The 7,886-nt window shown below is 51.3% G+C and carries 7 protein-coding genes, 1 tRNA gene and 1 pseudogene; 1 reads left to right on the top strand and 8 read right to left on the bottom strand.

All coding sequences use genetic code 11. The annotated features are described in order from the left end of the window. Positions 1 to 434: 434 nt before the first annotated feature. Complete coding sequence (locus V8G57_RS26115; protein WP_342831948.1) at positions 435 to 659, bottom strand: hypothetical protein; 225 nt, start codon at positions 657 to 659, stop codon at positions 435 to 437. 312 nt (positions 660 to 971) lie between these two features. Between V8G57_RS26115 and V8G57_RS26110 the strand changes: the two genes are divergently transcribed. Next, entirely contained in the window at positions 972 to 1,214 is a 243-nt protein-coding gene (locus V8G57_RS26110) for a helix-turn-helix domain-containing protein (RefSeq protein WP_342831947.1), read from the top strand. A 92-nt stretch (positions 1,215 to 1,306) separates the two neighbouring features. On the opposite strand, the pseudogene V8G57_RS26345 reads toward V8G57_RS26110, so the two are convergent. The 7 genes and pseudogenes from V8G57_RS26345 to V8G57_RS26080 form a co-directional block, all read right to left on the bottom strand. Further along, positions 1,307 to 1,450, bottom strand: a pseudogene (locus V8G57_RS26345) (IS3 family transposase); the annotation flags it as partial. A 139-nt stretch (positions 1,451 to 1,589) separates the two neighbouring features. Beyond that, complete coding sequence (locus V8G57_RS26105; RefSeq protein ID WP_342831946.1) at positions 1,590 to 2,195, bottom strand: hypothetical protein; 606 nt, start codon at positions 2,193 to 2,195, stop codon at positions 1,590 to 1,592. Positions 2,196 to 2,197: 2 nt separating this feature from the next. Continuing rightward, positions 2,198 to 4,903, bottom strand: a complete 2,706-nt coding sequence (locus V8G57_RS26100) for a DUF927 domain-containing protein (protein WP_342831945.1) — start codon at positions 4,901 to 4,903, stop codon at positions 2,198 to 2,200. Beyond that, the gene (locus V8G57_RS26095; RefSeq protein WP_342831943.1) at positions 4,900 to 5,136 is read right to left on the bottom strand and encodes a helix-turn-helix transcriptional regulator; all 237 of its coding nucleotides are present in this window, start codon (positions 5,134 to 5,136) and stop codon (positions 4,900 to 4,902) included. Before V8G57_RS26095 ends, V8G57_RS26100 begins: the two co-directional genes overlap by 4 nt. 139 nt (positions 5,137 to 5,275) lie before the next feature. Further along, the gene (locus V8G57_RS26090; RefSeq protein WP_342831941.1) at positions 5,276 to 5,881 is read right to left on the bottom strand and encodes a hypothetical protein; all 606 of its coding nucleotides are present in this window, start codon (positions 5,879 to 5,881) and stop codon (positions 5,276 to 5,278) included. 218 nt (positions 5,882 to 6,099) lie between these two features. Continuing rightward, positions 6,100 to 7,353, bottom strand: a complete 1,254-nt coding sequence (locus tag V8G57_RS26085) for a tyrosine-type recombinase/integrase (protein ID WP_342831939.1) — start codon at positions 7,351 to 7,353, stop codon at positions 6,100 to 6,102. 165 nt (positions 7,354 to 7,518) lie between these two features. Continuing rightward, positions 7,519 to 7,609: transfer RNA gene (locus tag V8G57_RS26080), tRNA-Ser, on the bottom strand. Positions 7,610 to 7,886 lie beyond the last annotated feature (277 nt).

Here is a 7,886-nt window from a genome sequence, read left to right as displayed (position 1 = left end):
TCTTCGGCTACATGGGTTGGGCCTGCGTGGTATTGTTGCCCTTGTTCGTGATAATGACGTTTATTTTTTTCCGTTGACGGCAGAATGATGAAACCCAAGATTTAATGGTGCGCGTCGTGCTTCTGGAAGCGATTACCAGATTGCCGCAGCACCTCGATGCGGAACTCTGATCAGTTTATAGGCCCGAGATCGCGCCCAAGCTCTTCAGCAAGACCGAGCAGGTCGATCTCGTACTTCATGACATTCGAAAAACATCGCGCATGGAAATATTTCTTGGCGCTTGGGCGCCAATTGAATAAAAACTATTCCTTTCACAGATCCCTATTTCTGCGCTTTGATCTTGCCAGTTTGGTGGTTCCCAGAGATAGAGAATACCGACCGAAATCCCTAGCAATCGGTTTGTTTTATGAATTAAGGATACATTTATGCAAATTTTAGTCCGCAAAATCAGTATTCGAAATCATCCCTGACAACATTATCTTTAAAACCGCTTCTGTTGTTACAGTGAACTGCGCAAGGTGAAACAGCGCCACAAGGTTCTCAGCAAAGATGATGGATTTCTGAATGGTCTCAGGGTCGGCATCGGGCGCGATCACAGGCAACATGTCAAGAACAATATCCCTGACTTCTTCGATAGGAGGTAAATTCAGTTTAAGCATATAGTTCCTAAGAGAGAATTCAATTGAAGACGTCACTTGGCTATGCAGAGCTCCACCTTCCAATGATGAGTACTCATTATTTTCCCGTTAAAAGACTGTCGAGCCGCGCGCGTGAATAAGCTATAAGTCATCTGTATTTGAAGAGACAAAATCGTTTGGCTCAGGGCGGCCCCTCTTCTCTATCTGATCTGAGAGCACAGCTAATTGCCGACATTGAGAATTATATATAGTAGATTTATATACAGTAGAAGTAAATAGGGTAGATTATTAGTCTGTAGATTTATGAGCAGAAATAGGTGATTCTGCATAGCCATGAGTAAATCCACACTAAAGCCAACATTACGCAAAAACTTCGCAGAAAATGTGCGTAGCTTTCGTACCCAATTGGGTATTTCCCAAGAAGGTTTGGCAGAACTTGCTGGATTTCACCGAACTTATGTTAGCCAAGTTGAGCGGTGCGTAGCAAACGTCACCATAGACAATATTGAAAAACTCGCACACGCGCTTAACATCAGACCAGCGGCATTGCTGGAGCTTCCGACAATTCGGGACTAGTTTCCCATCTCATGAATCCACGACAGGCAACATTTGTCCAACTGAGAGCTGACATGGGCACCAGCCTTATGAGCACTTGAACATCAATTACAAGCGAAACCACACGGCTTACGGTCGGTACAAGCCGAGTTGTTATTGGACAGCCATTCGATCTGAGTGGTAGCCGTAGGAGAATAAAAACGCTGTTCAACGGCGGCCCGCATCACATCTCGCACAACGTCGCCACTGTACCCACCCATACCCATGCAGGATTTTCGCTTCCGAAGAGTGGAGAAAAAACACTAGCATTTGTTAGTATTTTTTTTGCCGTGATTCGCACCAAAAAATGTGCCAGCCAGCAGCTTTCCAGGCGCGTTGACTCGCGACTAAAGCAGCCTAAAACACCATAACAAATGATAAGGTTTTTGTCGGCTCGGTATGCCGGTTTCTTGAGTCATGCAGGCCTCGCTGGCTGCAGAAATCATTACCTGTCAGTGTCATAGGCTGCGATCTGTCCATCGACCACAATTCCGCTGTCATCTTGATCGCGTAGCCAAACTCCATATGACGGATCTGCATAAACTCCCACGCCATATTATTTATACGCCGCAATTCATCCGCATCATGACCGGCATCAATCTCTGACTGCACCATATCGAAGCGGAACAGCTTTAATGACGCCCTGACGGACTCGACATCAATTTCGTGGGCATGCTGCTCTTCTGGTGTTCCACGTGTTCCATCAGCTGGAAACTCGCATGGATACTCGCTTGTGCTGGAACACTTACCGGGCAAGCCATGTTCTGCTGTGGTGTTCCCGGTGTTCCTTGCATCGGATTGCGGAACACCTGGCACACCTTGATTTATTTCGGTGTTCCGCGCCTGCATTTCGCCAGCACCCTTGTATTTATTGGACTCGCTGGTCATTGGAACACATGGAACACCCGGAACATCGATATTTAAGATGTTTCCAGGTTTGAGCTTCAATGCATCAAGCCACATGATTACGTCTCCCACATTTTGGAAGTAAAAACATAGCATCGTGTTTTGCCCAAATCCGGCAATCGCTTGCTTTGCGCCGCTTTCCCGGCACTGTCCGGGACAAGCCATCCAGCATCAATGAGTATCTGATTAACCGCTTTCATCTCAAACCCCGCGCACACGTCACGCCGGTACGCTTCGGTCAGCACAAAATATTCCTGACCTGCGTCTGACGTTGTTCTGAAGCCGGCACGATTGACGGTCACCCGGCCTGACGTATCTTTGATGTCGGAGAACCGCGATTCGCCGTGCGATTCAAAAAAAGCCCTCACGCTGGAGAGTATCGCCATTCTTTCCTGATTGCCTCCGCCGCCACGATTGTCCAGCCACGATTTAAAACAGGTGGCCGCCGCCGCGACAGCATCGCCTTGCTGCCATCCGGTAATACCTGCGCCCGTAGCATATTCCCCGGCAATCGCAATAATCGCGAATCTGCTGCATACACGCTCGGCTTGACCCGCAGCGTCGCTAGGCAAATGGGCCGCTACAAAGCCGCTCATGGTTTGTTTTAGTGTGGCAAGGAATGTTTTCAGGTCCCGCGTCAGGTGCTCCAAGAAAGCAAGAGCGGCGGTGCCGTGATAAATCTGTGTTGCCGCCTTGATCGCATCCGACAATTTGGCGCCGCCCTCATAGCCGTGCAACTCTTCAAACAAGCCATGCCCGGCACCGGCATCAGCGGCAATATCGATCATCCGCACCTCTTGGCCTGCCTTGGCGATCTTGCCGCCATCGCGCATGTGCTGCGCCAAGCCAATCTCGCCGGAACTGACGATCATCAATCGCCATGTCTTGCGCTGCTTTGCCTCGCCTGCGCGTCCAGCACGTCCCTTGCCGGTACCGTTGCCGATCATATAGACGATGCTGCCAACCTCCTTCGGGTCCACCTCCGCCACTTCATCCAGTATCAGCGCCGCATCGTTATGTAGGGCGCACGTGCCTTCCAGCGCATTCCCGGTTGCCCGCCAGCTTTGCTTAAATGAAGGACCGCCATATACTGAAGCCGCGACCTGCTGTGCCGTACTCTTGCCGGTTGAACTACTACCGATAAAATGCAGGCCGCCCGATTCCTGCCCAGCGTGACGCAGGATCATTCCCGCAAACGCTGCCGACACCGCAAGGATCAATCGGCTGTTCCCCATGCAAAGCCGCGCTACGTTCTCGCGCCACTGTTCCAACGTTCCATTTTGCACATACTGGCAAGCGGCCTTGCTTTCTGATTGGTACAGAACAACTTCGGTACTGTCACCAATGGTACGATCCGGCATGACGAATACATCGTCAAACCAGCCGGTTTGCTGAACGCAGCGTGCCCGTTCTGTCGGCTTACTCTCGATCAGGTATTCGGACAACCTGTTTTTTGCGGATAGACTAGCGCCAATTTCCAGCCCCAAGCGAGATAATTCGCGCCGCATGTCCGCGCCGTCACCGGCCAGCATTTCCATCGGAATAGCCCATTGGTGCTGAACGCCGTCAGCGTCATCGAACTCGATCACACGCCCCCAATTCTCTGATGAGCGGTCCCGAATCATTGCCGTGACGCGCATCGGCGCGCACACCCGTATCGACTTGCCGGGCTTGTCATCGGTGCCTTCCGATGTATAAAACACACCCGAATTGGAAATAGTAAAGCCATAAGGCAGGCCTGTTACACTCTGTACTGTTTTGCACGCGGCCTTGTTTTCCGTGGTGATTTCAGCAGCACCAATCAATGCAGCGCCGCCTTGGGCATCCTGGATCGATATGCGCCGCGCCGCCTCGATACAATCGCGCACGGCGTTGACGCCCTCGGTCAAATGAAGGTCGTTAAAGTCGGTAGGCTGATGATCGTCGTTCTGAAACAGTGGCAGGGCTAGCAGACCCGATACTACAAGCGCTGCCTTGGTCGCATGATTGAGACCAGTATTTCCCGTAACGGCGAAACGATCGTTGTCGGCACATACGACAATGCGTATCGCCGGCAATTTGGCACGGATGCTCTTCGCCACTGCATACAGATTCCCGGCGTTAAATGCGATGGCAACAGGATGGCCGGTTGCCTGATGCAGACTCGCGCCCGTAGCGAAACCTTCACAGATGAGCACCGTATCGACAGGTCTTCCTCCGAAGCCGTAGTAACCGCCCTCGATGCGCCCGCCGCCCTTAAATTTTTTGCTGCCATCGGCATCAATGAATTGCAGACTACTAATTTTGCCATCTGCGTCACGTACGGGAACGATCAAGGTCCGACGGTCTTTGAATTCCCGCAACCCAAATGGCTTAATCCCCTTGCGTTGGCAATACGGGTTATCGTCGGTCGCGTCGCGGGCCTTGCTCCATATTCGTTCGCATATCTTTGCCGCTGCGGCCTGGTGCGCCAGCTTCGCCGCTGCCACCCGCTCACTGACCTGCTTGATGCGCTCGCTATGCTGCTGACGTTCCATTGGGGACAAGCAGGCAACAGATTTACTGCACCATTTTTCAGAAAGATCGGTTTTCCAGTCGCCAAAGGCCCCGGCTGGTATTTCGCCATCATGCAGGATGTACCAGGCGGATTGCTTGCCACGTTTGTCGTCCGGAGAATCAAAGCGATGTATTGCGCCGTCCGCCACAATCTCGGGCGAATGCAAGTTATATGCCGCCAATGCATCACGAAACTGCGCTACCGTATCGATCAACAGGGCTGCACTCATTCTGCAAACCCTTCTGCACGATAATTTAATGGGTCGGCAAAGAAACGATGAAGCTCGCGATTCTGGTAAGCAGTACAGCGCTCGGAGAATTTCACCGGCTGGGGCGCTCTACCGGCGCGAACTAGCTGCCGGAATTTCTCGCGGCTAAACGGAGAAAATGGGGCGATTTGATTCCAGCGGCTCATGCCATCCGCTGGAAGCGTTTTACTCGTTGCTGTTGTGGTGTTTGCCATGGTTGCCTATCCTTTCCAAATGACCGCTAGGGTTAGCGGTAAGGAACGAATAGTAAAAACCGTGGCGACGAAAGAATAGAACGCCTGCTGGCGGACGTTACGCATGTGCCAGCGGACGTTATACGTCTGCCGGCAGACGTTAGTCAGCGCATTGCGATTTCATCCGGCCTCGGAGCCATTCATAAATGGTTTGCTGTGCGCGTTGATCGCTCATTCTTGCGCCAAATATCGGCGCCTTCTTTAGCGCTTCCGGCGCAATATCGAAGGATGCCTTGTGTGCGGACGGCCAATTCCCGTTATCGTATTTATCGAAAACCCAATTTTTTAATTTTTTCATGGGCATATTCTTCGCCGCCGCGCCTTTGCGGGAAAAATTTTGCCGACTATTGACCGCTTTACCAGAAGTATAGCCTTGCAGTCTTCCAAGCCAGTGATTGGCTTCACACGCATAAAACCAAGCCGAGGCGCTATTTTCTTCGGCCTTGATGGCCTCAATTGCGAACGCAGATGCTACCGTCGTGAGCATCATATGAGTCAATGTCTCTCGCGTGACGGCAGTCACTGGCTTGCCTTCCCACTCCGTCATTTCCACTGCTTCCTTAAGTTCATCGATCTGGCGTTCCCCGCTCGTATTTTCTTCATCCCATAGCGGCTGAAGAAATACTTCGATAAATTTCACCGTATCAAATGAATGCCCAGAATTTTGAAACGCCTTTTGGTAAATCTCCGCAAGCTCGTATAACACGTTATGCGCCTCTGTGACTGACGTACGCCGGCTAGGCGGCCCCCATATACTCTTATGTTCCATTGCTATACTTCCCTCTCCCCTTGAAACAAAAACCACGCCAACAGATACAAAGGGGCACTATCTGCCTTCCTGCTGTCACAGTAGGCATGGTCAACGCAGTTAGTCCGTAACTTTCATGAAAACTCAACCTACGACTGACCCACCCAATACAATGTCTACGCGACTTTGAACGGGATGACGTTGGTCGATAACAGCATGCCGTCCAAATAATCTGCCCAATGCTGCATCATTTTTTTGCGCTCATCCAGAAATTGCGCACGGTCATAGGCGCTCGCAATTTTATCTTTCTGCGCATGAGCTAGCTGCCTGTCCACCGTTTCATGACGATAGCCCAATTTTTCTTTCAACGTCGTCATCGCCAACGCCCGGAATCCATGCGTTGTCATGCGTCCTTCATATCCCATGCGGTTTAATGCCATCCGAATCGCATCCCCGCTCATCGGCTTTTGAGGATCGCGTTGGTTCGGAAACAGATATTTGTTGCCGCCAGTGTAGGTATGCAGTTCTCGCAATAGCTCAATGGCCTGACGCGACAGGCAAACATGATGGTCGGTCTTGTCTGGATTCACCGTCAACTTGCCGCGCTTCATGCGCTGCCAGGGAATGACCCAATCGCCAGTCTCTAAATTGATTTCAGACCAAGGGGTGGTACGCAACTCGCTACTGCGTACGAAGATCAATAACATCAAGCGCAAGGCAATGCGTGTTGGGATATACAGTCTTGCATTGTTTTCTCGTACGGCGCTCATGAAGGCCGGTAATTCATCCGGTGCGATGGCGGCAAAGTGCCCTGCCTTTACCGGCTTGAGGACATCTTTCAGATCTGCTGCCGGATTGCGGTTCTCGATGCCGTGCTGATTCGCATAGCTAAATACCCGGGCGCACGTCGCCTTCAAACGGCGCGCCACCTCCCCCGCTCCCCGGTCTTCGATCTTGCGCAAAGCAGCGATCATTTGCTTATGGCTAATCTCGGCAATCGGAATTTTGCCAATTTCTGGAAAAATATCATTTTCCAAACGATCAATGGTATTTTTGGCCGTGGAAGCACTCCACGCACTCAAACGGTTGGCATGCCATTCGCGAGCCAATTTCTCAAAAGTATTGGCAGCGGCATCGGCAGCAAGCTGCTTTTTCTCGTCCCGATCCCGTGCGGGGTCTTTCCCTGCAGCCAACAACTCACGCGTCTCTTTGCGCTTCTCTCGGGCCTGGATCAATGCGACTTCTGGATATTTGCCAAAAGCAACTGTATTGCGCTTCTCGTAAATACGATAATCCATACGCCAGTACTTCGCGCCATCTGCATTGATCAACAAATACATACCGCCGCCGTCCGCCAGCTTGTAGGGCTTGCCTCTCGGTTTGGCGGTACGGACCTGAATATCGGTGAGCGGAATAACAAGTTTTGGCATTTTGGCGGTATCTCTTTTGACGGTATGGATCGATACCGTAAAGTATACCGCCAAAAAAAGTGGCTGCAAATGGGCAAACTTTGGCACTACGGGCAATAAAAAACCCCTAAGACGTTGATTTCTTAGGGGTTTTTAGGCAAACTTTGCTGTCGTTTGCGGTATATATGGCGGAGAGACGGGGATTCGAACCCCGGATAGGCTATGAACCTATACACGCTTTCCAGGCGTGCGACTTCAACCACTCATCCATCTCTCCTGCAACTACAACAGCGTTTCGCGAGATTTGATTTTCACGAAGCCGCGTATTATAGCAACAAATCCGGCAGAAACAGAAATTTCTCTTCAATGCCCCGCCCGAGCCCTGTTTATACCCCTCTACGCCCCGCCCCAAGGATTTATTGGGCTTCCTTGAGCTGTTCCAGGATCGCCGGATTTTCCAAAGTGGAAACATCCTGAGTGATTTCCTCGCCTTTTGCCAGCACCCGCAGCAAGCGCCGCATGATCTTGCCGGAACGGGTTTTCGGCAGGTTGTC

The sequence above is a fragment of the Collimonas rhizosphaerae genome (genome assembly GCF_038896935.1).
In the GTDB taxonomy this organism is placed as follows: Bacteria; Pseudomonadota; Gammaproteobacteria; order Burkholderiales; family Burkholderiaceae_D; genus Collimonas; species Collimonas rhizosphaerae.
The sequence above is the reverse complement of the archived record's forward strand: the minus strand, read 5'-3'. Positions and strand labels throughout refer to the sequence as shown.